A 25826-nucleotide genomic window follows, 5' to 3' on the forward strand; every position below is an offset into this window, starting at 1 on the left:
TCACACTGGTTGGTACAAAAGTGTCAGTTTTATTGTTTTTGATAGGTTCAGATATAAAACTGTTAAAGTGTTAGAAGTGTGTAAGAGTTCTTTAAAATAAAAAGGATGGTAGAAAATGAAGGAAATCGTAATAAACTTCTCTAATGATAGTCCCTTATACATGCAAATATATGAAAAGCTGAAAGTGGATATTATGGCTGGTTTTTATAGAAAAGGAGATCAATTACCTTCAAAGCGTAAGCTCGCGTCCCATTTAAAGGTAAGTATCAATACGGTTGAATCAGCCTATCAACAGCTCATCGCTGAGGGATATGTTGAGAGTCGACCGAAGCAGGGGATTTTTGTTCAAAGAGTCCAAAATGAGGATGTTTTCGCGGAAAGAACACAAAAAGCATCATGCATACCAGACAACAAGAATAATCCCTACACCATTGATTTCAGTCAAGGAAATGTAGATATTGACCATTTTCCTATAAAAGTATGGAGAAAGTGCTCTCTCCAAGCATTAGATCATCCGCAAATTTTACATGTTGGTCATGAACAAGGTGAATACGAACTACGAGAAGAACTATCACAATACCTTTACCGAGCAAGAGGTGTTCAATGCTCTCCTGATCAAATTGTCATTGGTGCAGGAACGCAAAATTTATTAATTCTGCTTGGGATGTTATTTGAAAAGGGGTCGATACTTGCTTTTGAGGACCCAGGTTATCACCGAGCCAAGTGGACCTTTCAAAAGATAGGGATGAGCATTTGCCCTATTCCGGTAGAAGAAGATGGATTAAGTATTGAGCAATTATTATCATCAAAAGCTAACATTGTTTATTGTACACCCTCACATCAGTTCCCTTTAGGAATGATTATGCCTATACATCAGCGTCAACAATTAATTAAGTGGGCCTATGACGTTGAAGGCTATATTATTGAGGATGATTATGATGGAGAATTTAGGTATGAAGGTCGCCCAATCCCTGCCTTACAGGGTTTGGATCAACAGAATAGGGTCATATATTTAGGAACATTTTCAAAATCATTAGTTCCGTCGCTTCGAGTAAATTATCTCGTTTTACCACCAACACTACTAGCTCAATACAAAGAATCTCTTTCTTTAATGAAGCAATCTGTTTCTAAAATCAATCAACAAACCCTTGCCTTATTTATGAAAGAAGGACATTGGGAAAAGCACATTAACAAAATGAGAACACTCTATCGAAAAAAACAGCAGATCCTCATTCAATCGATACAAGAATGTTTTCAGAGAGAGATGATAGTAAGAGGGGAAAAGTCAGGCCTCCATATTATTCTCCAAGACCAAAGAAACCGGGATGAGCAGAAATTAATAACAAAAGCTATGAGAAATGGGATAAGAGTGTATGAAACCTCTCAATTTTATTCAAAGTGTAAGCAGGAGAAAACGGAAATTCTAATCGGATATGGCGGTGTGAGTTTAGAAGAAATTCAAACTGGTATAAGAACACTTGGAGAAGCTTGGCGGTAAAATAATTACTTACTTATCGTTCTATTAACAATCAGGGAAAAATGGTAAAATAAGAAAGTGATAGCGCGTACATACGAAAAGGGGGATTAGCAATGGGAACTTTAAAGGGTCAAGATCCACTAGTATTTGAAGCGATTGAAGCTGAGCGTAAAAGACAACAGGACAAAATCGAGTTAATTGCTTCTGAAAATTTTGTAACGGAAGCAGTGATGGAAGCGCAAGGTTCTGTCATGACAAATAAATATGCAGAAGGGTATCCAGGCCGTCGTTACTATGGTGGCTGTGAGCATGTGGATGTGGTAGAGAATTTAGCGCGTGATCGTGCGAAGGAGCTATTTGGTGCAGAGCATGCGAATGTTCAACCTCACTCAGGTGCCCAAGCAAACATGGCCGTTTACTTTACCGTTTTAAAGCCAGGTGATACGGTTCTAGGAATGAACCTTTCTCACGGTGGCCACTTAACTCATGGTAGCCATGTTAACTTCAGTGGTATTCAATATAACTTTGTAGAGTATGGTGTTGATGAGAATTCACACCGAATCAACTATGATGATGTGTTAGAGAAAGCAAAGGAGCATAAACCAAAATTAATCGTTGCAGGTGCAAGTGCATACCCGCGTACCATTGACTTTGCGCGTTTCCGTGAAATTGCAGATGAGGTTGGAGCTTATTTAATGGTAGATATGGCACATATTGCAGGATTAGTAGCTGCTGGTTTGCATCCAAACCCGGTTCCTCATGCACACTTTGTTACAACTACTACACATAAAACACTCAGAGGACCACGTGGTGGAATGATTCTTTGTAAAGAAGAGTTTGCTAAGCAAATTGATAAATCCATCTTCCCAGGTATTCAAGGTGGTCCATTAATGCATGTTATCGCTGCAAAAGCAGTGGCTTTCGGTGAAGCCTTGCAAGATAACTTTAAAACATATATTCAGAATGTAGTGGACAACGCTTCTCGTTTAGCAGAGTCCCTGAAAAAAGAAGGATTGACGATTGTATCTGATGGTACAGACAATCATTTATTACTTGTTGATGTCCGCTCATTAAACATCACAGGTAAAATTGCTGAAAAGGTATTAGATGAAGTTGGAATCACAGTGAATAAAAACACGATTCCGTTTGATCCAGAAAGCCCATTTGTCACAAGCGGTATTCGTATCGGAACAGCAGCTGTTACAACTAGAGGCTTTGGTCAGGCAGAAATGGATGAAATCGCATCTATTATTGTCCAAACATTAAAAAACCCAGAAGATGAAAAGAACCTGGCAGACGCTTCAAACCGTGTGTTAGAAATCACAAAAAAATTCCCTTTATATGCCTAGTTAATGAGAGGACAGCTGTTAGACAACAGCTGTCTTTTTTTGCTTCTATCAGTACTTATCTCAGTGAATTTTTTCTGTTAACTGATAGGCTGTGTTAAATTTTATTTTTGATTTTTACATCGATGTTGATTGGAGTGGAAGGGGCGAGACTCCTGCGGGAGAACGGGTCTCGGGAGACCCCACAGGCGCTTCGCGCCGAGGAGGCTCCCGGACTCGCCCGCGGAAAGCGAGCTCCTTCAACGGAAATCAACAACTAAGTTTAACAGAAATATTTAATTTAATATTTCACTTTTTTTAATAAATCAAAAAAATAAGACTAAGAACAAAACACCAAGGGCATTATAGGAATAATTTCGTAAAGGAGGAATGATAGATGGAAGCAGATATGACAGTAGAGCAAGTGGTGTCGGAAATCCAACAATTAAGTAGAGGCATGGGAGAATTAAACAAGAAGAAAATAAAGAAATCTCATCCTAACTTAATGAAAAATGCTCTATATTATTTTCCCGATTGGCAGAGTGCAGTCGACCGAAGTATTACATAAAAGCTAGAAACATATTAATGACCGTTTTCATATAGGAAAACGGTCATTTTTTCGTTATTGTCCTGCTAATCTCTATTAATTAGTTGCTAGTCATGCTTTCTTTCTTCCTATTAATATTTTTCATAAGTAATCATCAATTGGTTTTTGCTTATGTGAATCGTTCGTTCACGAATCGTTAAAAATACAAGAGAATGACTTGATGAATACCATATTTTTCTGTAAAATCTATGGAAGTGTGAAAAGTAAAGGAGATGACCGGATTGAGTAAAGTTTACGTATTTGACCATCCATTAATTCAACATAAATTATCGTACATACGTGATAAGCATACAGGGACAAAGGAGTTTCGTGAGTTAGTAGATGAAGTGGCAAGCTTGATGGCCTTCGAAATTACGCGTGATCTTCCTCTTCAAGAAATTGAAATCGAAACACCAGTAGCAACAACCATGACTAATGTTCTTGCTGGAAAGAAGCTAGGTCTTATTCCCATTTTACGTGCTGGTCTTGGAATGGTTGACGGGATACTAAAGTTAATCCCAGCTGCAAAAGTGGGACATGTAGGTTTATATCGTGATCCTGAAACACTTCAGCCTGTCGAATACTATGTGAAGCTTCCGAGTGATGTGGAAGAAAGAGATTTCATTGTGTTAGATCCAATGCTGGCAACAGGTGGATCAGCAGCTGAAGCGATTCACTCGTTAAAAAAGCGCGGTGCCAAGAATATTAAGCTTATGTGTATCATCGCTGCTCCAGAGGGTGTAGAACTTGTCCAAAAAGAACATCCAGATGTAGATATTTACGTAGCTGCAATGGACGAAAAGTTAAATGACCACGGTTATATCGTTCCAGGTCTTGGAGATGCTGGAGATAGATTATTTGGAACTAAATAAAATTAATTAGAAAAAAGACACCAAAACTAGTATCGTTTGGTGTCTTTTTTGAACTACAGGAAAGCATACATTCTTTATAAGTCAACTAAGAAATTGTTTACATATTAATACGTTTCAATAGGACACCGAATTAGGTAAAAGATGATATCGCCGGCGTTAAAGGACTTAGTGCAAGTCAAGTTTTCAAATGGAATGGTTTCATGTGAGAGTAAAACAGGTGTTCAGATGATGAATAGAAAATATGTTCTTTTTGTGTTACGATATTGTGGAACTCGGATTAAAGGCGCCATGTCCTGTGGCAACATCCGAGTGACCAACTTCCTGTTGGCCCGAATTTTGTAGTAATATGATGATAAGACAAAAATTGATAAGTAGAGGAACTAACATATGAAGGTCGGAATTATAGGGAACTATGGCAATGACAATAACGGCGATGAAGCCATTTTGACAGGCATACTAAACCAATTAACAAGTCACCTACATGTAGAGACAAAAGATATTACAATATTTAGTAATCACCCTGAAAAAACAGAATCTTATTATGGGATTAAGTCTGTACCTTTGTTATATAAGAAGGATACGAAAAAGGCAGATTTATTCAAAACCGTAATAGAGAGTTACAAAATTATGAGAACGTTAAACGTCCTCATAATTGGTGGTGGAGGATTGCTAATGGACTTATATAAACGTGATGCTCCATTATACGGGTCACTTGGAATGATTAGTAAGATTGCAGGTTGTCATGTCGTCGTATACGGTGTGGGAGCTGGTCCAATCACTACTTCAACTGGGAAGTATTTTATAAAAAAATTGGTGAATATGGCAAGCTTCGTCTCAGTAAGAGACGAAAAATCAAAGGCACTACTTAACCATATCGGATGTAAGAAAGCGATAAACGTTATTCCTGATCCGGCTTTTTCTATGCCTATTACTCAAAAAAGATTGAGATCAACGAAATTACGAAAAATCGGGGTGACAGCAGTTCCTTATTATCATGAGAATTACTGGCCACAAGCAGATCAAGTCAGGTATCAATCTTATGTAAAAGGAATGGCTCGAAATCTCGATACATTACTTACTTCCAATCCAGAACTCGAAATTACGTTCTATTCAACAAAGTTCCCTCAGGACGTTGAAGTTACAAAGCATATCGCTTCGGAAATGGAGCATGGAGAACGAGTGGAGATCATTGAAAAAAACTTAGGTCCAAAGGATCTCCTGCAAATTAGTGCAAAGCAAGACCTAGTTATTGGGACTAGGCTTCACTCGTTGATACTCGCTTTAATTACTGAAACCCCGATTATAGGGGTTGGATATCACCATAAGGTGATCCATTTTATGGAGATGATTGGAAGAAAAATTTATTCGATGGCGATGGATGATCTCCAAAAGGAAGATACATTAAAGACCATTATCGAATCTTCTATTACGAACAATTGGGAAGCTCATCAATCACAAATTCAACAAATATCAAAAGACCTTATAAAACGTTCTAATAGTGGCAGTCATTTTCTAAAACAATTCGTCCAAAAGAATCAAAGATAGAGCAAAGGATTGGTAGTTCAAAAAGTATGTAACATATAGATTTTATAAATACCTTCTTTTTGTTTTATATTGATTATGTGATCGCATTTGAAAGTGGGAGACAAATGGCAAATCTCAGATTTACTGGTTTTTTATTAATATTTGCAACTTTCTTCTTGAAGATTTCTAGTATGCTACGTGATATGTTCATTGCCTATTACTTTGGTACAACAGAGATTACAGATGCTTACCTATCGTCATTTTTAGCGGCAAATATGCTAATTTTATTTATGGTAACCGGGATGAAGGATACGTTTGTACCGAGTTATATTAGTGCAAAAGATAAGGGGAAAGAATCGGAACATATTACGTCAGTATTTAAAGGAACCTTTATTATAGGACTGATTGCCTCTATAATAGGGATAATTTTGTCTCCAATATTACTACCAGCCATATACCCCAATTTTAGTGACAATGCCCACGATGTATTAGTTTGGACTGCGGGTATCTACTTTGGGACGATTGTATTTGTAGGTCTAAATGCCGTTTTAGAAGGTTATTTAGATGCCGTCAATCGCTTCTCTTGGTCTGTATTCTCTCAAACCATAGTCGTTCTATTTACAATTGGTGGAATTGTTATATTAGCAAAACCAGTAGGTATTTATGGTGCGGCAATTGGTTATATTGCCGGAACTCTCATTTCATTATGTGTGAAATACTTAGCTTTGCTTCCGAAAAAACTTATTACATTAAAGAACAAAACTGATTGGGAAGATGTGAAGCGTTTTTACAAGGTGTTCTTACCAATTGGAATCACTGTAGCAATTGGACAAGTTTCCTTGCTTATCGATAGCTTCTTTGCCAATCGTTTTGGTGAAGGTGTTTTGTCCTATTTGAACTATGCTTTTCGTGTCGTACAGTTTCCGCAGCAAATCTTTGGTGTGACAGTCGGAACGGTTGTGTTACCGATTTTAGCGCGTGCTGCTGCCAAAAATGATAATGACATGTTTAAAAATGGGATTGAAAAAGGGTTATCAACCATCTTTTATATTCTCCTGCCATCACTGATAGGTATGCTATATTTGATGCCACAAATTATTGAGATTTTATATGAACGCGGAGAATTTAATGAAGCTTCTACCTTAGCAACGAGTAAGGTGGGAATCTATTATCTTGGTACGATCTTATTTTTTAGTCTACATATGGTTATTACGAAAGCATTTTATTCCATTCAAAAGGGTCATTATATATTATATGTAGGTTTAGCATCTATATTTTTTAAAGTCCTATTTAATTTCATATTTTCAGAATGGTTTGGGTACATTGGTCTTGCTCTTTCCTCTTCGGTTGTTGCATTCTTGTATGTGGGCAGCTGCTTTGTAATTCTCGTTAACATCATTGGAGGACTTCCAATGAGAAAATTAGGACTTGAATTTTTGAAAGTGATTATTGCAACCACGATTATGTATTCTGCCATCTATTTTGCAGGAAATTATATAGAGGTTATGTTTTCATCCTATCTGTTTACACTCATCATAATTGTGATTGGAGTAATAACGTATGCGTTAGCTTCATTCTTGATCAAGTGTGAACCTTTATTAACCTTTATTAAAAAATAGGTTCTGTTAAACTTGCCTGTTAATCCGTAGACATGACGCTCGCTTTCCGATATGTGAAAATCACAATACATTCTTAAACAGAGCAAAAATATAAAATTAGTAGTGGAAATGGAAGGAGAAAAAGATGTCATTTAATTGGAGAGAATTACACTTTTTATGGTTAAGCTTACTTATCTTTTTAATCGGCTCATTAATCCCTAATGAATATTTAGGGTTATTGATCGCACTTAGCTTTGCGGTTTATACTTGGCTTTATCCGAAAAATGCAATGATCATCTTACTCGCTTATATTCCGTTAAGGCCAATATTGATAGAACTAAACCCTGGTCTAAAACTGATTGGAGACGCTATTATTTTTGTAGCTCTTCTAAGAGTATTATGGAGTACAAGGAAAGATTGGAAAAGTTGGTTTAAGTTAAATGTCTTTGAATGGGCTTTTATTGTGTATTGTATTTTTGGTGCAGTAATCGGATTTGTAAATAATGTATCTCCGGTTGCACTAGTATTCCAGCTTCGAGCATTTTTACTACTATTCTTGTTAATTTATATTGTAAGACGGTTGGATATTACAAAGGACGACATTCGAAAATTTTTATGGTCTTCATTCGCAGTGGCAGCTATTATATGTATTCATGGTTTAATCGAAAAAGTATCTATACGTACAGTACTTCTTCCGCAAACGTGGATTGATCTACCGCTTTCTTCAACAAACCAAATTAGAATATATGGTCTAATCGGCAACCCGAATGCATTAGGGTTACTTATGATGTTTATGTTCCTTATCACCTTATATTTAAAATCGTTTTTTGAAAAAGGCAGAACGGCCAAAGTATTAAATATTGGGTTAGTGCTATTCTTCGGAGTTTGGATTTTAACGTACTCACGAGGAGGGCTAATTGTCTTAACCGTCGCAACATTAGTATACTTGCTTCTATCTAGAAACTGGCGTTTTCTTAAGAAACTTGCGATCATAGCAGTTTCAGCGATCTTATTTGTAGTAGTTCCTGCGGAGCTAGGTGTAAAAATTGCTGAAACAACAGATTTTGGTCAAAAGCAACGTGAAAATCAAACAATGTATGACACGGTTAAAGGTGACGAAGGGATTAAAGGAAGATTTAACCCTGATAATATAATTAAATTTAACCAAAATGTTGGACGACTTGAGTTCGTAAAAAAGGGACTTGAAATATTTAAAGACCATCCTATTACAGGTACTGGATTTGCTACATTTGGAGATTCGGCCACACAAAGTTATTTGTCTCCAATCTATGAAGACTATGATATTGAGTATGTTGATTTTTATTCTGATAATCAATATATCCAAGTCATTGTTCAAACTGGAGCCATAGGTGTGATCCTTTTTGCCATTTTTCTACTAGGAATGCTATTTGACATGTGGAAAAGAAAAGAGCAAGGAGATTTCCTAAAAGTAATGGTAGGAATTGTCGTTGCCAGCTATTTTGCTGGTCTTGTGTATAACATTTGGGAAGAAGATATATTCACACTTTACTTCTTCATTTTCCTTGGTTTTGTGTTAAATGGAAAAAGCAAAGATTTAATGTTACAGGTAAAGTAGTATTATATTAGTGAACTAATGCCTTTATTAGTAATGGTAGTCTTCCAATGTATGCTAATGAAGATTACTTGTTCACATGATAAAAGAAATACGGAGTGAACGTATATGGATAGAAATAAAAAACGGAAAAAGGTCATGTTTATTTCTTCAATTGGTGGCCATTTTACACAGCTTATGCAGCTTGAACCTCTGTTTAACAAATACGAGTATATTATCGTAACTGAGAAATCAAGCATTACGGAGAAGTTTAAAGAGAAGCACCCAATGGCGTTCCTTGTATATGGTGCAAGGAACTATCCATTCAAATATTTATTTAAGTTTTCATTCAACATTATGAAATCACTCTATCTCTTTATTCGTGAACGTCCTGATGTTATTGTGACAACCGGTGTTCACACTTCGGTACCAATGTGTTATATCGCAAAGCTTTTTGGTAAGAAGGTCATATTTATAGAAAGCTTCGCAAAATCTACAAGCCCGACTTTATCAGGTAAACTCGTATACCCTATTGCAGATTTATTTATTGTTCAGTGGGAAACAATGAAGGAGATTTATCCTAAAGCGGTTTATGGAGGGTCTATCTATTGATATTAGTTGTGTTAGGAACGCATGAATTACCTTTTACAAGACTATTAGAAGCGGTAGATTCTTTAAAAACTGCCGGAAAGCTTGATGATGAAATTGTCGTCCAAAGTGGGCATACAAAATTTACAAGTTCTCATATGAAGCTCATACCATTTATAAGCTATGAAGAATTAGGAGCTCTATATGATGAGGCGAGGTTAATCATCACTCACGCAGGGACAGGTTCAGTCATTACTGGTATCAAAAAAGGTAAAAAAGTAATTGCTGCACCAAGGCTTGAGAAATATGGAGAACACAATGATGATCATCAACTTCAACTTGTAGATGAATTTGTACAAGCAGGCTATATAGTAGCTTGGCATGATGGAGACTCGCTCGAAGATATCATTCAGCAGGCAACTACATTTGAACCGAAACCATTTAAGTCAGGAAGAGATCAAATGTTATCAATTATTGAAGATTTTATAAATAATATATAGTATGAAAATCCGTGAGGGAGTAGGGCGTTGATCCCTCTCCCTTACGCTTTTTAAGAGGGGAGAAGCACAACTCCGTTTGGGTCCTTGTAATATTGATGTAACCCGTTAACGAGAACACATTGTAATTCAAGCTTGTCGCTTTTAACAAATTGAATCTCAGGTAAGCTGCTATTAAACACACTTGTTACTTGGTTGATGCCATCCTCTTTTTTTATACCAATTTTCATCCCTTTTATCGCAAACTTTGCGCCAATGTCATCTATAACCTCTTCTCTACATTGTAATTCAAATCGTAAACCAAAAGGTGCTCGAATGAACGTGCGTCTTTCGTTCATCTCCGTACCCCACCCTAATTTCATTGCCCTCTTGCATATTGAATGTTGTTCAGCCTTATTAACTAAAAATCCAATATGATCAAAAATGGGTCGTTTACCTTCACCAAACGTGATATTAACAGAACCTTTTCTTACCTCGATTACTCGAAAGATGGGTTGTTCCTTTCTAAAATCATTCCATGTTAATGGCGGGTGGTACGTTTTATTCTTTCCAAACCGTTGAACAATTTTAAAACCACATTTCCAATAGAAATCCTCAGTTTCTTCTACTGAATCTGTCCAATAATGATAATGAAATAGCTTCATTCTCATCCCTCCTCCTCCTACTATATAAAAAAAGAGTGAAATGGACGTCCAACAAAATGTTTAAATTAACCTCATCCTTTTGGCTGAATATAGTGACGTATTTTATACTGATAGCAGTGGCGCCTTGTTGGAATCAGTGTATGAACACAGGCGAATGGAACAAAGCATACTGACACATCCTATGGTAAGAGGTGGGAATGATGGGAATTCATTTACGGTATGTAAGTATAGGATTATTACTTATCTTGACAACAATCTTGATGGGGGCAAGTAATGATGGGATAACGGGTACACTTCGGTATCCTGACCGTCCGTCAGCACCTAAGATTGATGATGATGAAATTCAATCGGTTATCATAACAACAAAGGAATCATTGACAACTGAAGTCTACGAACTACTAAAGAAAGAAACTTCTATAAAGGTTCATCAACAATTTTCAGTAGCCTTTACGGGATATTCGATAAGTGGACCTCGTAAAGTGATAAATAAATTAAAACAAATACAAAGTGTCGATAATATTTATCCTAATCAAACTTATCAAGTAACGATCGATCAAAGTGTTCCATATATTGGAGCAGAAGAAATTCGCTCGTATTTAGATGCGGATCAGCAGCATTTAACAGGAAAAGGAATCAAAGTTGGTGTTATTGATACAGGAGTTGACTACACTCACCCTGATTTAAGGAATAACTATAGAGGTGGATATGATCTTGTTGATCAAGATAAAGATCCAATGGAAACAAAAGCCAATGAAGGCCTTCCAACCATCCATGGAACACATGTTGCTGGAATTATTGCAGCAAACGGACAGATGAAGGGAGTTGCGCCAGAATCTGAAATAATTGCATATCGTGCACTAGGTCCAGGTGGGATGGGGACATCAGAACAAGTTATCGCAGCAATAGAAAAAGCAATCGAAGATAAGGTTGATATCATTAATCTTTCACTTGGAAATGATGTAAATGGACCAGATTGGCCTACAAGCATAGCCTTGAACAAAGCGGTCGAAAGCGGAATCGTAGCCGTTACATCAAGTGGAAATTCTGGTCCGCAAATCTGGACAGTAGGCTCACCTGGTACTGCCCTAAATGCGATATCGGTAGGTGCGTCCACCCCACCTATTGAACTTCCATATGTAACAATTGGGACAAGTAATCGACAAATTGAAGTAACTCCCATGCAAGGATCTAAGCCTTGGAAGTTTAAACGAGGAGAGAAGCTTGTTTTTGGAAAATTAGGGTTGGCTGACGATTTAGGTGATGATGTAAAAGGAAACATCGTTCTTGTGGAAAGGGGAAAAATTCCATTTTCAGAAAAAGCGAGGAACGCAATGGAAAAAGGAGCGACAGGAGTCATTATCTATAACAATGCGAATGGAAGCTTTTCAGGGGGATTGGATAGAGATTTTGACATACCAGTTGTCTCTATATCTAAGGAAGATGGGGAGTATTTACGCTCTAAGCTAACTAAGAACTCATTCATTAACACAATCTATAAGCAAGTAAAGGATACGATGGCGGACTTCAGTTCAAGAGGACCTGTCACATATACGTGGGATATTAAGCCAGATGTTGTTGCACCGGGCGTAGCTATTGATAGCACAGTCCCAAAAGGCTATGAATCACTGCAAGGTACTAGTATGGCAGCCCCACATGTTGCTGGTGCTGCAGCTCTGATTAAGCAAGCTCATCCAGAATGGACGCCAGAGCAAATAAAAGCATCTCTTATGAACACAGCGGTACGAATTGGAGATCAAAACAAGATGTACGAGCCCGTCATTCAAGGGGCAGGACGAATCCAGGTGGATAAAGCCGTCCATGCACAAACGCTTGTGTATCCAAGCTCATTTTCATTAGGGATGTTTCATAATGAGCATCCTAGAACAAAGCGGAGTGTATTAATTACGATAGAAAATATAACCAATCAGGTACAATCGTACTCTTTTGAATTGCCAAAAGCTGAAATGGGAATTCAGTGGGACTTACCACTTCCCTTTAGTTTAAAGGCACACGAGAAGAAAACGGTATCCATCTCAATTGATATGACACCGTCCATTATAAAAGAGGGGATCTATTCCAACTGGATAACACTCCATACGGAACATGGCCAAGTAAACGTTCCATATCTGTTTGTCATCGAAGAGCCGAACTATCCACGGATTATGACCTTTCAATTTAGTCCCGGTGATGAACAAGATACGTATAGATACGAAGCATATTTACCGGGAGGAGCAGAGGAATTTGGAATTGCCCTATACGACCCGGATACCTTTAGGTTTATAACGTATCTAGATTATAAGCAGCAAATTAGTAGAGGGAATTTAGAGGGAAGCGTCAATATAAAGGAGCTAGGCTTAAAGGGAGTATATAAAGCGTTGGTTTTTGCTAAGAACAAGGGCCGAGAAGACACAATAGAAGCGGAAATTCTAGTAGATGACGCAATTGTTTTAGAGGAGCGTTCAAAGAACAAATTTGAATTAAAGTGAGGTTTTCCCACTTGTCTAAAAGCTCTGGATAACCATAATGTATGTTGGATAATTATGAGGGTAAAGGGAAAAAATCCTATTGTGAACAATTTGTAAACAATTGGAGTCTAGATTGTGAACTTTTTCACGGTAATTGATTGACATTGACAAAGTGCTATTGTATGCTAACAAAGGGTAGAATGATAAGGTTTACAAATGCGTAAACTCAATATTTTTCAAACCTTTTTTTATGAAAAAAACGACCCTGTCGTAGCCGAAGGAGAGCGTAGTTTATGCGCAAAAACGATCGGCACCCTATTCAAGCTGTGGCACTATATGGAGCCATTCTTTCTCAATTAGTAGGTTCGATCCTCGCCGGTATTTTTATGGGGCGATGGTTAGATCAAATGATCGGAACCTTTCCACTCTTTTTAATCATTGGCCTTCTGCTAGGATTAGCAACTGGAGTCTATGGTATGCTCCGATTAATCCAACATTTCTTTTCAGGAGAATCATAACATGTCCGATATTAAAGACATCTTTGTACGGCATCGGAAATACATATTCTATTTGCTGTCAATCTATGTACTAGGCTATGGGTTTACTCCCTATCAATCCGTTTTTTTGGGATTGATATTTGGTACAGCTCTAAGTCTTTACAACTTATGGGTTATGGTTCGTAAAACCGAGAGATTTGGACAAGCCATTGCAGAGGGAAGAAAAGTGATGTCGATTGGGACATTCTCAAGACTAGCTTCAGCTGCACTAGCAGTAATGATTTCATTTCGTTTTCCAGAATATTTTCATAGCGCTGGAGTCATTGTGGGATTAATGACATCTTATATTGTCATTATGATAGATATTATCATCCAAACTATACGCAAGTAGCAAAGAAGAGAGGTGAACACATTTGGAACATACAGCTCCTAGAGTTGAGTTTTTAGGGCTTTGGTTCAATTTATCAAACGTGATGATGACAACCATTACAGCTGTTATTGTGTTTATTATTGCTATTATAGCAACCCGATCATTATCGATGAGACCTACTGGAGCACAAAACTTCTTTGAGTGGATCATGGATTTTGTACGCAACATTATCAAGAGTACGATGGATTGGAACACAGGTGGAAGATTCCTAACATTAGGAGTAACACTGTTAATGTATATCTTTGTAGCGAATATGCTTGGTCTACCATTCGCCATTGTTGATGAAGGTAAACACGAACTATGGTGGAAATCACCAACAGCTGATCCAATAATAACTTTAACCTTAGCGGTTATGGTTGTGGCCCTTTCACATTTTTACGGTGTGAAAATGAAAGGTGCAGGAGAATATGGTAAGGACTACTTTAAGCCGTTCCCGGTATTCTTACCAATTAAGATTATTGAAGAGTTTGCGAACACACTAACGTTAGGTCTTCGTTTATACGGAAACATTTTCGCTGGTGAAATCTTACTAGGATTACTTGCTGGACTAGCTACTAATGGCTATCTTGAAAGTATGGGAAGTGGGATCTTAGGAACAATCATGTCAGCAATACCGATGCTGATATGGCAAGGGTTTAGTATTTTCGTAGGTGCAATTCAAGCATTTATCTTTGTTATGTTAACGATGGTATATTTGGCCCACAAAGTGAGTCATGACCATTAATCATAAAAAATAATAAAATTTCTGTTAAATTTAAGGAGGACTTTATAATGGGTTTATTAGCAGCTGCAATTGCAATTGGTTTAGCGGCACTAGGTGCTGGTATTGGTAACGGTTTAATCGTATCTCGTACTGTGGAAGGGATTGCACGTCAACCTGAGCTTCAAGGTAAGCTTCAAACAACAATGTTCATCGGGGTAGCGTTAGTAGAGGCGATTCCAATTATCGCGGTAGTAATCGCATTCATGGTATTCGGTGCTGGCGCTTAATAAGAACAATAAAGCTTTTGCGGTGGTCAGAAGCGACAAATTCGGGGGAAGTGCAGCTTATTAGAAGAGAACTTCTAGCTGACGCGGGAATTTAGCTTAAAAAACCGCAGGCGCGAACTTGAATGGCGAAGTTGCTTCTATGTAAAACTTCGCCATTCATTTATGTAAATTATAAATATCTATGATATGAACTAATAAATCAACACATTTTTATGGTTAAAAAAGTGATGGAACTCTTCGAAAGGAGTGAATAATGTGCCGTTAAATTTTGATCTGTTTATTTTAGGTGCTGGAGCAGGTGGAATGAACTATGGAGATATTCTTTTCCAATTAGCAATTTTTCTAATTCTATTAGCGCTTCTTCGTAAATTTGCATTCGGTCCAATCATGGGAATCATGAAGCAGCGTGAAGAACACATTGGAAACGAAATCAGCGCAGCTGAAAATAGTAATAAAGAAGCTAAGAAATTAGTGGAAGAGCAGCGTGAGTTATTAAAGCAATCACGTCAAGAAGCTCAAGAGCTTATCGAAAATGCTAAGAAGCTTGGTGAGGAGCAAAAGAAATCAATCGTTTCTGAAGCTCGCACTGAAGCAGAACGTATTAAAGATGCAGCTGTAAAAGAAATTGCTCAAGAAAAAGAGCAAGCTGTCGCTGCATTAAGAGAGCAAGTTGCTTCATTATCTGTTCTAATCGCATCTAAGGTTATTGAAAAAGAACTTAACGAACAAGATCAGCAAAAGCTTATCAATGAGTATATTCAAGAGGTAGGTCAAGGGCGATGAGCAATGGAACAGTAGCAAAACGCTATGCAATCGCACTATTTCAAGTCGCAAAAGAACAGAACCTTTTAGAAAAAGTAGAACAAGAGCTTCTTGCAATTAAAACGGTTTTTGCAGAAAACAAAGAATTGAATTCTGTGTTAAACCACCCAAAAGTAACAAAAGAAACAAAGAAATCGTTAGTAAAAGAAAGTTTTGCTAATGTTTCTACACCTGTTTTAAATACGTTAATGATTTTAATTGACCGACACCGTCAAGCAATTATCTCTGATGTTGTAGAATTCTTTATTGGGGCTGCTAACGATGAAAGAGGGATTGCGGACGCGAAGGTTTACTCAGCTAGAGAATTAACTGAGGATGAAAAGAAAACGCTAGAGTCTACTTTTGCTAAGAAGGTAGGAAAGAGTGCTCTTCGAATCCAAAATATTGTAGATAAAAGCGTGATAGGTGGAGTGAAACTCCGCATCGGTAACCGTATTTATGACGGTTCAGTAAGTGGTAAATTAGCTCGCGTTGAGCGTGAGTTATTGAAATAAAGACTCGAAAGAATAGGGGTGAAATTCATGAGCATCAAAGCAGAAGAAATCAGTGCGCTGATAAAAAAGCAAATTGAAAACTATCAGTCTGAAATTGAAGTAAATGATGTAGGTACTGTAATCCAAGTTGGGGACGGTATCGCTCGTGCTCATGGCCTCGACAATGTCATGGCTGGAGAACTTGTAGAATTTTCTAATGGTGTCATGGGTATGGCACAAAACCTAGAAGAAAATAACGTAGGTATCGTTATTTTAGGACCATACAAGGAAATCCGTGAAGGTGACGAAGTACGTCGTACAGGCCGTATCATGGAAGTACCAGTAGGTGAAGCGTTAATTGGACGTGTTGTTAATCCATTAGGGCAACCAGTTGATGGATTAGGTCCAATCGAATCATCAAAAACTCGTCCGATTGAAAGTCCAGCACCAGGTGTTATGGATCGTAAATCAGTTCATGAACCATTACAAACAGGTGTTAAAGCGATTGACGCTTTAATCCCAATTGGTCGTGGACAACGTGAGTTAGTTATCGGTGACCGTCAAACAGGTAAAACAGCTGTTGCAATCGATACTATCTTAAACCAAAGAGATCAGAACATGATTTGTATCTATGTTGCGATCGGGCAAAAGGAATCAACAGTTCGTGGAGTTGTTGAAACACTAAGAAAGAACGGAGCATTAGACTACTCTATCGTCGTTACTGCATCTGCATCACAACCGGCTCCATTACAATATCTTGCACCACTTGCTGGTGTAACAATGGCTGAAGAATTCATGCATAATGGTAAGCACGTTCTTATCGTGTATGATGATCTTTCTAAGCAAGCGGCAGCATACCGTGAGCTTTCATTACTATTAAAGCGTCCTCCAGGACGTGAAGCATATCCAGGGGATGTTTTCTACTTGCATTCTCGCTTACTTGAGCGTGCTGCAAAGCTTTCGGACGCAAAAGGCGCAGGTTCTATTACTGCACTTCCGTTCGTTGAAACTCAAGCTGGTGATATTTCAGCTTATATTCCAACAAACGTTATCTCTATCACAGACGGACAAATCTTCCTACAATCAGATTTATTCTTCTCAGGGGTACGTCCAGCGATCAATGCCGGTCTATCTGTATCACGTGTAGGGGGATCAGCGCAAATTAAAGCGATGAGAAAGGTTTCAGGTACATTACGTCTTGACCTTGCAGCATACCGTGAGCTAGAAGCATTCGCACAATTCGGTTCTGACCTTGATAAAGCAACGCAAGCAAAGTTAAACCGTGGAGCTCGTACAGTTGAGGTTCTAAAGCAACCTTTAAACAAGCCTTTAAAAGTTGAGAAGCAAGTAGCAATTCTATACGCACTAACTCGTGGATTCCTTGATGATATCCCAGTTGGAGATATTCGTCGTTTTGAAGAAGAGTACCACACTTGGTTAGATCATAATGCGAAGGATCTTCTAGATCACATTGCAACAACAAAAGAATTACCAAGCGACGATGATTTTGCAAAAGCTATTAACGAATTTAAGAAAACATTTGTTGTTTCTGAGTAATATAAACAGCTAGGCAGCATTGAAGTGCTGCTTAGTTCCTTTGATTAAAAGTGTTCCAAACAATTTTTTGGAATGTCTTATTAGCTAAAAAAGGTGGTGAAAACCTTTGGCATCCTTACGTGATATAAAATCAAGAATAAATTCAACAAAAAAGACAAGCCAAATTACAAAAGCCATGCAAATGGTATCTGCATCGAAATTAAATCGTGCTGAAAACAATGCAAAAGCTTTTGTTCCTTATATGGAAAAAATTCAAGAGGTTGTTGCAAGTATCGCTCTTGGTTCATCTGGTGTCGATCATCCGATGATGCAAACAAGAGATGTTAAGAAGACTGGTTATATCGTTATCACTTCAGATCGTGGATTGGCGGGAGCATATAACAGTAACATCCTTCGTGCAGCATACCAGGCAATGCAAAATCGCCATAATTCAAATGATGAATTCGGTGTTATTGCTATCGGTAAGATTGGTTTAAACTTCTTCAAAAAGCGTGGAGTAAACGTCGTTTCTGAAATTACAGGTCTAGGTGACCAACCTTCCTTTGCCGACATCAAGGATATCGCAAGTAAAGCGGTAAACATGTTTGCAGATGAAACGTTTGATGAACTATATCTTTACTACAATCACTTTGTAAGTGCCATTGAACATCAAGTAACAGAGAAGAAGCTTCTTCCATTAACGGATATTGCAACTGATGCGAAGCTAACTTCTTATGAATTTGAACCTTCGGAAGAAGAGATTTTAGAAGTGTTGCTTCCGCAATATGCAGAAAGCTTAGTTTACGGTGCATTATTAGATGGTAAAGCAAGTGAACACGCAGCACGTATGACTGCTATGAAGAGTGCAACAGATAACGCGAAAGAGCTTATCAACAACCTTACGCTTGTTTACAACCGTGCACGTCAAGCAGCAATCACACAAGAAATTTCAGAAATCGTTGGTGGAGCAGCAGCTCAACAACAATAATTTCGCATATAGAGTCTTATTAGTAAGTTAGGAGGGAAAACGATGACAAAAGGACGCGTTACCCAAGTTATGGGTCCTGTTGTAGACGTACAGTTTGAAGCTGGACATCTTCCTGAAATTTATAACGCCCTTACAATTAACCATAAAGCAACTGGTGAAAATGAAGTAAACATCGAGTTAACACTTGAGGTTGCTCTTCACCTAGGTGATGATACGGTTCGTACAATTGCAATGGCATCAACTGATGGAGTTGTTCGTGGTTTAGAAGTTGCTGATACTGGAGCACCAATCTCGGTTCCAGTAGGTGACGTTACGCTTGGTCGTGTATTCAACGTATTAGGTGAAAATATTGATCTTGATGAGGCACTTCCAGCTGGAGCTCGTCGTGATGCAATTCACAGACAAGCACCAACATTTGAAGAGTTATCTACTGAGGTGGAAATCCTTGAAACGGGTATTAAGGTAGTAGACTTACTAGCTCCTTATATTAAGGGTGGTAAGATCGGTCTATTTGGTGGTGCTGGAGTAGGTAAAACGGTTCTTATTCAAGAATTAATCAACAACATCGCTCAAGAGCACGGTGGTATTTCGGTATTCGCTGGTGTAGGTGAGCGTACTCGTGAAGGAAATGACCTTTACCACGAGATGAGTGATTCTGGTGTTATTAAGAAAACAGCGATGGTATTCGGACAAATGAACGAGCCACCTGGTGCACGTATGCGTGTTGCATTAACTGGATTAACAATGGCGGAATATTTCCGTGATGAGCAAGGACAAGACGTTCTATTCTTCATCGATAATATTTTCCGATTCACACAAGCTGGTTCTGAGGTTTCTGCCCTATTAGGTCGTATGCCTTCAGCGGTAGGTTACCAACCAACACTTGCAACAGAGATGGGTCAGTTACAAGAACGTATTACATCGACAAACAAAGGATCAATCACGTCTATCCAAGCGATTTATGTACCTGCCGATGACTATACGGATCCAGCTCCTGCAACAACATTCGCTCACTTAGATGCAACGACTAACCTTGAGCGTAAGCTATCTGAAATGGGTATTTACCCAGCGGTAGATCCACTTGCTTCAACATCTCGTGCTCTTGCACCTGAAATCGTTGGAGAAGAGCACTATTCAGTTGCTCGTCAAGTACAATCAACTCTACAACGTTACAAAGAATTACAAGATATTATCGCAATCTTAGGTATGGATGAGCTCTCTGACGATGATAAGTTAATCGTTCACCGTGCACGTCGTATTCAGTTCTACTTATCTCAAAACTTCCACGTTGCTGAACAGTTTACAGGACAAAAAGGATCTTACGTACCTGTACAAGAAACAGTAAAAGGATTTAAAGAGATTTTAGAAGGTAAATACGATCACCTGCCTGAAGATGCTTTCCGTCTAGTCGGAAGAATTGAAGAAGTTATCGAAAGAGCAAAATCAATGGGTGTAGAAGTATAAAAATAGGGACATAGGAGGGTTTAAATATGAAGACAATCAAAGTCAGTGTAGTGACTCCTGATGGCCCCGTCTATGAATCAGATGTAGAAATGGTTAGCACAAAAGCAAAAAGTGGTGAACTTGGTATTTTACCAGGACATATCCCTATGGTAGCACCACTTGCAATCGGTACAGTTCGTCTAAAAAAGGAAGGAAGCACTGAGTATGTTGCTGTAACAGGAGGATTTTTAGAAGTTCGACCTGATAAAGTAACTGTTCTTGCACAAGCTGCTGAACGCGGAGAAGATATTGATGTTACCCGTGCTGAAGCTGCAAAAGAACGTGCAGAGCGTCGCCTTCAAGCAAAAGAAGCTGACATCGATATGCAACGTGCTGAACTTGCCTTGCAGCGTGCAATCAACCGTTTAAAAGTTACGGGACGTATATAATCATAAGTACCTCAGGATGAAAGTATCCTGAGGTATTTTTATTTGTATAGAGGAGATTATTAAAGCATGTTATGTGTAAAATCGGGCGAGTAGTAAATCTGAATCCGGCCTCTGCGTCCACCCCACCCGAGGTCCAATAACATGAAGTGAAGAACATTTTTGCTTGTCGTGGCTAAACGGGGCGCTTGCGCCTTTTGTTCTTCACACACAATTGAGGGTTTGTTAAGGGAGCATCTTTATTACCAATATCTACATCTCTAAACTCATTGACGTGCTATGAAACCTTAAGTAAGTTTAGAGAGTGCGACAAGTTCATAACTCATAACTGCAATCGTGACTCATAGGCATGATAAAGAACCTCTAAATATAAACCTTTGGAGAATTCTAAGGTTGGTCGACACATATATGGCGAAGTGTTATAATGTTTACGGTTACAAAGAATTTTTTTATGATTATAGAGTTATATAATAGCAAAAATGAGTTGTTGATTTAAAGGAGGGGACTGGTATGGAGCACTTAAATCTGTACCAAAATAACTACTTAATTGTTGTCATCTTTTTAATGTTAGGCGTTATTTTACCAGTTGTTGCACTTACTGCTGGCCGTATTTTACGTCCTCACAAACCGACTGCTGCTAAGCAAACTACATATGAAAGTGGTATTGATCCCTTTCATGATGCTAGAGTTCAGTTTAACGTGAGATATTATATTTTTGCTCTAATGTTTGTTATTTTTGACGTAGAAACAGTTTTCCTGTACCCATGGGCTGTTGCGTATGAAGAGCTAGGGATATTCGCACTAATAGAAATGTTAATTTTTGTTGTTTTACTATTAATTGGGCTAATCTATGCTTGGAAGAAGAAGGTGCTAAAATGGATCTAAAACTAGAAAATATAACACCTGAAGAAATGGAAGAGTTAAAGCAAAGTGTCTTTCTAACTACGTTAGAAGAGCTAAAAGCTTGGGCTCGAAGTAATTCATTATGGCCATTAACCTTTGGTTTAGCATGCTGTGCGATCGAGATGATGGGAGTAGGTTCTTCACATTATGACCTAGATCGTTTCGGGTCATTCTTCCGTACATCTCCACGTCAATCCGACTGTATGATTGTATCAGGTACCGTAACGAAGAAGATGGCTCCTGTATTGAAAAGATTATACGACCAAATGCCAGAACCTAAGTGGGTCATTGCGATGGGGTCCTGTGCAACGGCAGGGGGACCGTATGTGAAATCATATGCGGTTGTTAAAGGTGTTGACCAAATTGTACCTGTTGATGTATATATTCCTGGTTGCCCACCGAATCCTGCTGCCTTAATATATGGAATCAATAAATTGAAAGAGAAAATTCGTTATGAAGCAAAGACTGGGAAGCAGGTGACTAGTCGATGAGTGATGAAAAAAGCTTAGAACAGCAAAAGAAAGAAGCTGCTCAAAAAGCGAAGGAAGAAGCAATGCGTCGCATTGCTGAAAAGAAGAGCGAAGCAACGGAGGAAGGTGCCATTTCTCCTGAAAAAACAAAAGAAGAATTAAAACGAGAAGCAGCTGCGAAGGCAAAGGAAGCAGCCGCCAAAAGACTAGCAGAAAAACAAGCACAGGAAAGCGGAGAAAGCGAAGAGCCTGCTGCTGAAAAAACAAAAGAAGAATTAAAACGAGAAGCAGCTGCGAAGGCAAAAGAAGCAGCCGCCAAAAGACTAGCAGAAAAACAAGCACAGGAAAGCGGAGAAAGCGAAGAGCCTGCTGCTGAAAAAACAAAAGAAGAATTAAAACGAGAATCAGCTGCGAAGGCAAAGGAAGCAGCCGCCAAAAGACTAGCAGAAAAACAAGCACAGGAAAGCGGAGAAAGCGAAGAGCCTGCTGCTGAAAAAACAAAAGAAGAATTAAAACGAGAAGCAGCTGCGAAGGCAAAGGAAGCAGCTGCCAAAAGATTAGCAGAAAAACAAGCACAGGAAAGTGGAGAAAGCGGTGAGCCTGCTGCTGAAAAAACGAAAGAAGAATTAAAGCGCGAAGCCGCTGAGAAAGCAAAAGCAGCAGCCGCTAAAAGATTAGCAGAGAAGCAAGCTGCAGAAGGTGAAAGTCAACAAGAGGGTCCAGAGGACATAGATGTTGCAAAACAAAAAGCAGCAGCTGCTGCAAAAGCAAAAGCAGCTGCTGCTGCCAAGGCAAAAGCTGCGGCACTAGCAAAGCAAAACAGAGAGTCCGGAGATGCCGAAGGTTCTGCTGATGATGAAAAGGCCAAAGCAGTTGCAGCGGCAAAAGCAAAGGCGGCCGCAGCGGCAAAAGCAAAAGCAGCTGCCCAGGCTACGGCTGGAGGCGGAGATGCAGATGACGAAAAGGCGAAAGCCATAGCCGCTGCCAAGGCCAAAGCAGCCGCAGCCGCTGCAGCTAAGGCCAAAGCAGGGGCATCTTCTGATGCTGCAAAGGAAAAGGAAGAACAAAAGCCATCACCTAATCAACCTTACTTAGATAAATATGTGAAGGTAATAAAAGAACATTTAGGCGATGTATTAGAAGACTCATATATTAATCGTTTATCAAAGGATGTTCCAACATTAGTAGCAAAACAAGATACGTATTATAAAATTGCAGAATTTCTAAAGTTTAACGAACAGTTGAGCTTTGAATACTTATCTGAATTGCATGGAACAGATTTTGTCACACATATGGAAGTCTACGTACATTTTTATTCCTACAAGAATCGTCAATCTGTTGCTTTAAAAGTGAAGATCGATCGTGATGAACCGGGTATTAATTCTTTAGCTAAGCTTTGGGAAGGTGCGAACTGGCCAGAGCGAGAGGCATACGATTTACTAGGAATTAAGTTTACTGGACATCCAAATTTAACTAGAATTATGTTACCTGATGAGTGGGTAGGGTATCCACTTAGAAAAGACTATGAACCGTACGATGTGGAGGTGTAGTCATTGATTCGTACTGAAGAAATGCTACTAAACGTAGGTCCACAGCATCCTAGTACACATGGAGTTTTCCGTATCGTACTTAAAATTGATGGGGAAATCATAAAGGAAGCTACTCCGGTTATTGGATATCTTCACCGTGGTACTGAGAAATTAGCAGAAGACCTACAATATACACAAATTATTCCTTACACTGACCGCATGGACTATTTATCAGCCATGACGAACAATTATGTAATCTGTCATGCTGTAGAAACAATGATGGGGTTAGAAATTCCCGAAAGAGCAGAATATCTTCGTGTACTTGCAATGGAACTAGGACGTGTTGCTAGTCACTTAGTGTGGTATGGTACCTACTTATTGGATATTGGTGCCGTAAGTCCATTCCTTTATGCGTTTCGTGAACGTGAAATGATTATTAATCTTTTAAATGAACTTTCTGGGGCTCGTTTAACGTTCAATTATATGCGTGTGGGTGGAGTGAAATGGGATGCTCCAGAAGGTTGGATTGAGAAAGTTAGCGAGTTTGTCCCTTATATGAGAAAACAGTTAGCTGGCTATCATGAGCTTGTAACTGGAAACGAGATCTTTATGTCTCGTGTCAAAGGGGTAGGGAAGTACACGAAAGAAGAAGCGTTTGCTTATTCGTTAAGCGGAGCAAATCTGCGTAGTACTGGAGTGAAATGGGATCTGAGAAAAGATGAACCGTATTCCATTTACGACCGCTTTAAGTTTGACGTTCCTATAAGAGAAGAGGGAGATTGTTGGTCACGTTACCACTGCCGAATGGAAGAGATAGAGGAATCTCTGAAAATTATTGAGCAAGCTGTAGAACAATTTCCTGCAGAAGGCGAGATTATGGCGAAAGTGCCAAAAATCATCAAGGCACCTGCTGGTGAAGCTTTTGTTCGAATTGAATCACCGCGTGGTGAGATTGGTTGTTATATTGCAAGTGATGGAAAGAAAGAACCATACCGCTTAAAGTTTAGGCGTCCATCATTCTATAATCTTCAAATATTGCCAAAGCTATTAGAAGGTGAGAATATGGCGAACTTGATTGCTATCTTAGGTGGAATTGATATTGTACTTGGGGAGGTTGACGGTTAATGATTGAAAATCTATTACAATCTACTCCAAGTCTTACTAATTTCGCTATTTTCTTTGGATTAGCTACCGCTTTACTAATGGTAGTATTAGGATTCGTTACTTATGGAATTCTAGCAGAACGTAAAGTAATGGGTTTTATGCAGGGACGTATCGGTCCTAACCAAGTTGGAGGAAGATGGGGGTTACTACAAACCGTTGCAGACGTTTTAAAGCTCCTTCTGAAAGAAGATACGATTCCCAAATTGGCAGATAAACCTTTGTTTATCATTGCACCTGTAATAGCGTTTACACCAGCTTTTATGGTATTGGCGACAATACCATTTACAGATGCTTTCCAGTTTGCTGATATTGGAGTGGGCTTACTATATTATATCGCCATATCTGGAATTACAACAATTGGTGTTGTAACAGGGGGCTGGGCGTCTAACAATAAATATGCATTAATGGGTGGAATGCGTGCCGCTGCACAAATGATTTCGTATGAAATTCCGCTTGTTATGTCAGTGATTGGCGTTATTCTTCTATCAGGAAGCCTTAACTTAAATGATATTATTGCGGCACAAGCAGATACGACTTGGTTTATTCTCCTTCAACCTATTGCATTCTTAGTTTTCTTCATCGCATCGGTTGCTGAATTAAACCGTACACCGTTTGACTTACCGGAAGCAGAGTCTGAACTTGTTGCCGGTTTCCATGTAGAGTACTCAGGATTTCGCTGGGCATTTTTCATGCTTGCTGAATATGTGTATTTTTTTGCAATGGCAGCATTAACAACAGTTCTATTCCTAGGAGGATGGTTAGCTCCATTTGGACTAACCTTTATACCGGGTGCTGTATGGTTTGCATTAAAGTTCGCACTGGTAGTCTTTATCTTAATCTGGTTCCGAGTGACATTCCCACGTCTACGTGCGGATCAATTGATGGAATTTGGCTGGAAGGTGCTATTACCAGTAGCTCTTGTTAATATTTTTTTAACAGCACTAATGAAAGAACTATTCTTTTAAACTATAAATCGTTTTAGAAAA

The 25826-nt window shown here is 38.7% G+C and carries 26 protein-coding genes; 25 read left to right on the top strand and 1 reads right to left on the bottom strand.

Annotated features, from left to right (window positions below; translation table 11 throughout):
- Window positions 1–115: 115 nt before the first annotated feature.
- The 9 genes from pdxR to pssE all read left to right on the top strand — a co-directional run bounded on the left by pdxR (window position 116) and on the right by pssE (window position 10043).
- Complete coding sequence (gene pdxR / locus ACFSCX_RS01285; protein ID WP_377926278.1) at window positions 116–1498, top strand: MocR-like pyridoxine biosynthesis transcription factor PdxR; 1383 nt, start codon at window positions 116–118, stop codon at window positions 1496–1498.
- Window positions 1499–1590: 92 nt separating this feature from the next.
- On the top strand, window positions 1591–2826 hold the full coding sequence (glyA, locus tag ACFSCX_RS01290) for a serine hydroxymethyltransferase (RefSeq protein ID WP_377926279.1): 1236 nt from the start codon (window positions 1591–1593) through the stop codon (window positions 2824–2826).
- 373 nt (window positions 2827–3199) lie between these two features.
- A complete protein-coding gene (locus ACFSCX_RS01295) occupies window positions 3200–3370 on the top strand; it encodes a hypothetical protein (RefSeq protein WP_377926280.1) in 171 nt (56 codons plus the stop codon).
- Between the two features lie 260 nt (window positions 3371–3630).
- On the top strand, window positions 3631–4260 hold the full coding sequence (upp, locus tag ACFSCX_RS01300; protein WP_377926281.1) for a uracil phosphoribosyltransferase: 630 nt from the start codon (window positions 3631–3633) through the stop codon (window positions 4258–4260).
- Between the two features lie 387 nt (window positions 4261–4647).
- The gene (locus tag ACFSCX_RS01305; protein ID WP_377926282.1) at window positions 4648–5805 is read left to right on the top strand and encodes a polysaccharide pyruvyl transferase family protein; all 1158 of its coding nucleotides are present in this window, start codon (window positions 4648–4650) and stop codon (window positions 5803–5805) included.
- Between the two features lie 104 nt (window positions 5806–5909).
- Entirely contained in the window at window positions 5910–7403 is a 1494-nt protein-coding gene (gene murJ, locus ACFSCX_RS01310; RefSeq protein WP_377926283.1) for a murein biosynthesis integral membrane protein MurJ, read from the top strand.
- A gap of 124 nt (window positions 7404–7527) precedes the next feature.
- Window positions 7528–8979, top strand: coding sequence for an O-antigen ligase family protein (locus ACFSCX_RS01315; RefSeq protein WP_377926284.1), 1452 nt, complete (start codon window positions 7528–7530; stop codon window positions 8977–8979).
- Window positions 8980–9084: 105 nt separating this feature from the next.
- Window positions 9085–9567 carry a PssD/Cps14F family polysaccharide biosynthesis glycosyltransferase gene (pssD, locus tag ACFSCX_RS01320; RefSeq protein ID WP_377926285.1) on the top strand — a complete coding sequence of 161 codons (483 nt, stop codon included), beginning with the start codon at window positions 9085–9087 and terminating at the stop codon, window positions 9565–9567.
- Complete coding sequence (gene pssE / locus ACFSCX_RS01325) at window positions 9564–10043, top strand: PssE/Cps14G family polysaccharide biosynthesis glycosyltransferase (RefSeq protein WP_377926286.1); 480 nt, start codon at window positions 9564–9566, stop codon at window positions 10041–10043. The genes pssD and pssE overlap by 4 nt, the downstream gene beginning before the upstream one ends.
- Before the next feature lie 50 nt (window positions 10044–10093).
- On the opposite strand, the gene ACFSCX_RS01330 is transcribed toward pssE, so the two are convergent.
- A complete protein-coding gene (locus ACFSCX_RS01330; RefSeq protein ID WP_377926287.1) occupies window positions 10094–10684 on the bottom strand; it encodes a VOC family protein in 591 nt (196 codons plus the stop codon).
- Window positions 10685–10884: 200 nt separating this feature from the next.
- On the opposite strand from ACFSCX_RS01330, the gene ACFSCX_RS01335 reads away from it, so the two are divergent.
- The 16 genes from ACFSCX_RS01335 (at window position 10885) to nuoH (ending at window position 25805) form a co-directional block, all read left to right on the top strand.
- On the top strand, window positions 10885–13170 hold the full coding sequence (locus ACFSCX_RS01335) for a S8 family serine peptidase (protein ID WP_377926288.1): 2286 nt from the start codon (window positions 10885–10887) through the stop codon (window positions 13168–13170).
- Window positions 13171–13442: 272 nt separating this feature from the next.
- Window positions 13443–13667 (top strand): AtpZ/AtpI family protein, encoded by a 225-nt coding sequence (locus tag ACFSCX_RS01340; RefSeq protein ID WP_377926289.1) that lies wholly within the window; start codon window positions 13443–13445, stop codon window positions 13665–13667.
- Window position 13668: 1 nt separating this feature from the next.
- Window positions 13669–14037 (top strand): ATP synthase subunit I, encoded by a 369-nt coding sequence (locus ACFSCX_RS01345; RefSeq protein WP_377926290.1) that lies wholly within the window; start codon window positions 13669–13671, stop codon window positions 14035–14037.
- Between the two features lie 22 nt (window positions 14038–14059).
- Window positions 14060–14800 carry a F0F1 ATP synthase subunit A gene (atpB, locus tag ACFSCX_RS01350; RefSeq protein ID WP_377926291.1) on the top strand — a complete coding sequence of 247 codons (741 nt, stop codon included), beginning with the start codon at window positions 14060–14062 and terminating at the stop codon, window positions 14798–14800.
- Between the two features lie 47 nt (window positions 14801–14847).
- Window positions 14848–15066 (top strand): F0F1 ATP synthase subunit C, encoded by a 219-nt coding sequence (atpE, locus tag ACFSCX_RS01355; RefSeq protein ID WP_377926292.1) that lies wholly within the window; start codon window positions 14848–14850, stop codon window positions 15064–15066.
- 303 nt (window positions 15067–15369) lie between these two features.
- Entirely contained in the window at window positions 15370–15849 is a 480-nt protein-coding gene (atpF, locus tag ACFSCX_RS01360) for a F0F1 ATP synthase subunit B (RefSeq protein WP_377926323.1), read from the top strand.
- Window positions 15846–16382: a F0F1 ATP synthase subunit delta gene (locus ACFSCX_RS01365; protein WP_377926293.1), complete on the top strand. Its 537-nt coding sequence runs from the start codon at window positions 15846–15848 to the stop codon at window positions 16380–16382. Before atpF ends, ACFSCX_RS01365 begins: the two co-directional genes overlap by 4 nt.
- Window positions 16383–16409: 27 nt before the next feature.
- Window positions 16410–17918, top strand: a complete 1509-nt coding sequence (gene atpA, locus ACFSCX_RS01370; protein ID WP_377926294.1) for a F0F1 ATP synthase subunit alpha — start codon at window positions 16410–16412, stop codon at window positions 17916–17918.
- Between the two features lie 106 nt (window positions 17919–18024).
- The gene (locus tag ACFSCX_RS01375) at window positions 18025–18885 is read left to right on the top strand and encodes a F0F1 ATP synthase subunit gamma (protein ID WP_377926295.1); all 861 of its coding nucleotides are present in this window, start codon (window positions 18025–18027) and stop codon (window positions 18883–18885) included.
- Between the two features lie 42 nt (window positions 18886–18927).
- Window positions 18928–20349 (top strand): F0F1 ATP synthase subunit beta, encoded by a 1422-nt coding sequence (gene atpD, locus ACFSCX_RS01380; protein ID WP_377926296.1) that lies wholly within the window; start codon window positions 18928–18930, stop codon window positions 20347–20349.
- A 26-nt stretch (window positions 20350–20375) separates the two neighbouring features.
- Window positions 20376–20777, top strand: a complete 402-nt coding sequence (locus ACFSCX_RS01385) for a F0F1 ATP synthase subunit epsilon (protein ID WP_377926297.1) — start codon at window positions 20376–20378, stop codon at window positions 20775–20777.
- A gap of 507 nt (window positions 20778–21284) precedes the next feature.
- Window positions 21285–21659, top strand: coding sequence for an NADH-quinone oxidoreductase subunit A (locus tag ACFSCX_RS01390; protein ID WP_377926298.1), 375 nt, complete (start codon window positions 21285–21287; stop codon window positions 21657–21659).
- Window positions 21650–22168 carry a NuoB/complex I 20 kDa subunit family protein gene (locus ACFSCX_RS01395; protein WP_377926299.1) on the top strand — a complete coding sequence of 173 codons (519 nt, stop codon included), beginning with the start codon at window positions 21650–21652 and terminating at the stop codon, window positions 22166–22168. Before ACFSCX_RS01390 ends, ACFSCX_RS01395 begins: the two co-directional genes overlap by 10 nt.
- On the top strand, window positions 22165–23697 hold the full coding sequence (locus ACFSCX_RS01400) for an NADH-quinone oxidoreductase subunit C (protein ID WP_377926300.1): 1533 nt from the start codon (window positions 22165–22167) through the stop codon (window positions 23695–23697). The genes ACFSCX_RS01395 and ACFSCX_RS01400 overlap by 4 nt, the downstream gene beginning before the upstream one ends.
- Before the next feature lie 3 nt (window positions 23698–23700).
- A complete protein-coding gene (locus tag ACFSCX_RS01405; RefSeq protein ID WP_377926301.1) occupies window positions 23701–24801 on the top strand; it encodes an NADH-quinone oxidoreductase subunit D in 1101 nt (366 codons plus the stop codon).
- Complete coding sequence (gene nuoH / locus ACFSCX_RS01410; protein ID WP_377926303.1) at window positions 24801–25805, top strand: NADH-quinone oxidoreductase subunit NuoH; 1005 nt, start codon at window positions 24801–24803, stop codon at window positions 25803–25805. Before ACFSCX_RS01405 ends, nuoH begins: the two co-directional genes overlap by 1 nt.
- The last annotated feature ends 21 nt before the right edge of the window (window positions 25806–25826 follow it).

It is taken from the genome of Bacillus salitolerans, from assembly GCF_042680805.1.
In the GTDB taxonomy this organism is placed as follows: domain Bacteria; phylum Bacillota; class Bacilli; order Bacillales; family SA4; genus Bacillus_CJ; species Bacillus_CJ salitolerans.

Excerpts from the sequence above, each read along its gene's own strand:
- pdxR (WP_377926278.1), top strand. The coding sequence starts at position 116 with ATGAAGGAAATCGTAATAAACTTCTCTAATGATAGTCCCTTATACATG.
- glyA (WP_377926279.1), top strand. The coding sequence starts at position 1,591 with ATGGGAACTTTAAAGGGTCAAGATCCACTAGTATTTGAAGCGATTGAA.
- ACFSCX_RS01295 (WP_377926280.1), top strand. The coding sequence starts at position 3,200 with ATGGAAGCAGATATGACAGTAGAGCAAGTGGTGTCGGAAATCCAACAA.
- ACFSCX_RS01305 (WP_377926282.1), top strand. The coding sequence starts at position 4,648 with ATGAAGGTCGGAATTATAGGGAACTATGGCAATGACAATAACGGCGAT.
- murJ (WP_377926283.1), top strand. The coding sequence starts at position 5,910 with ATGGCAAATCTCAGATTTACTGGTTTTTTATTAATATTTGCAACTTTC.
- ACFSCX_RS01315 (WP_377926284.1), top strand. The coding sequence starts at position 7,528 with ATGTCATTTAATTGGAGAGAATTACACTTTTTATGGTTAAGCTTACTT.
- pssD (WP_377926285.1), top strand. The coding sequence starts at position 9,085 with ATGGATAGAAATAAAAAACGGAAAAAGGTCATGTTTATTTCTTCAATT.
- ACFSCX_RS01330 (WP_377926287.1), bottom strand. The coding sequence starts at position 10,684 with ATGAAGCTATTTCATTATCATTATTGGACAGATTCAGTAGAAGAAACT.
- ACFSCX_RS01335 (WP_377926288.1), top strand. The coding sequence starts at position 10,885 with ATGGGAATTCATTTACGGTATGTAAGTATAGGATTATTACTTATCTTG.
- ACFSCX_RS01340 (WP_377926289.1), top strand. The coding sequence starts at position 13,443 with ATGCGCAAAAACGATCGGCACCCTATTCAAGCTGTGGCACTATATGGA.
- ACFSCX_RS01345 (WP_377926290.1), top strand. The coding sequence starts at position 13,669 with ATGTCCGATATTAAAGACATCTTTGTACGGCATCGGAAATACATATTC.
- atpE (WP_377926292.1), top strand. The coding sequence starts at position 14,848 with ATGGGTTTATTAGCAGCTGCAATTGCAATTGGTTTAGCGGCACTAGGT.
- atpF (WP_377926323.1), top strand. The coding sequence starts at position 15,370 with ATGAACTATGGAGATATTCTTTTCCAATTAGCAATTTTTCTAATTCTA.
- ACFSCX_RS01365 (WP_377926293.1), top strand. The coding sequence starts at position 15,846 with ATGAGCAATGGAACAGTAGCAAAACGCTATGCAATCGCACTATTTCAA.
- atpA (WP_377926294.1), top strand. The coding sequence starts at position 16,410 with ATGAGCATCAAAGCAGAAGAAATCAGTGCGCTGATAAAAAAGCAAATT.
- atpD (WP_377926296.1), top strand. The coding sequence starts at position 18,928 with ATGACAAAAGGACGCGTTACCCAAGTTATGGGTCCTGTTGTAGACGTA.
- ACFSCX_RS01385 (WP_377926297.1), top strand. The coding sequence starts at position 20,376 with ATGAAGACAATCAAAGTCAGTGTAGTGACTCCTGATGGCCCCGTCTAT.
- ACFSCX_RS01390 (WP_377926298.1), top strand. The coding sequence starts at position 21,285 with ATGGAGCACTTAAATCTGTACCAAAATAACTACTTAATTGTTGTCATC.
- ACFSCX_RS01395 (WP_377926299.1), top strand. The coding sequence starts at position 21,650 with ATGGATCTAAAACTAGAAAATATAACACCTGAAGAAATGGAAGAGTTA.
- ACFSCX_RS01400 (WP_377926300.1), top strand. The coding sequence starts at position 22,165 with ATGAGTGATGAAAAAAGCTTAGAACAGCAAAAGAAAGAAGCTGCTCAA.
- nuoH (WP_377926303.1), top strand. The coding sequence starts at position 24,801 with ATGATTGAAAATCTATTACAATCTACTCCAAGTCTTACTAATTTCGCT.